Raw genomic sequence first — 279 nt, 5'->3', positions numbered from 1 at the left:
GGCATCGCCTTGACAATGGTGGACGAACCAAAGTTGCCAAAATATGGCCGCTACACGTCCATCGAAAGTAGTGTTTCGGACAGTTACTATCTCAACTAGAGAAATATTTCGCCATGCAGCACGCTGAATTATACCAGGATCGCTTCCCGGTAGGAAAAACTTACGGCGGGGACCCTACGCGTTGGTACGTGATCCAGACGCACCAACATTCCGAGAGCTTGGCGGAGCGGCACCTGCTATCGCAGAACTTCCGAACATACCTGCCCAAGCGAAGGCGAA

1 protein-coding gene is annotated in these 279 nt (G+C 52.3%); it reads left to right on the top strand.

What is annotated here, in order from left to right; translation table 11 throughout:
* Positions 1–113 precede the first annotated feature (113 nt).
* Positions 114–279, top strand: a 166-nt coding sequence (locus EN852_RS43465; protein ID WP_348643570.1) for a transcription termination/antitermination NusG family protein, incomplete at its 3' end; no start/stop codon positions are given.

Origin of the sequence: Mesorhizobium sp. M2E.F.Ca.ET.209.01.1.1 (genome assembly GCF_004010375.2) — a bacterium.
Classification (GTDB): Bacteria; Pseudomonadota; Alphaproteobacteria; order Rhizobiales; family Rhizobiaceae; genus Mesorhizobium.
This window is presented reverse-complemented; position numbering and strand designations above follow the sequence as displayed.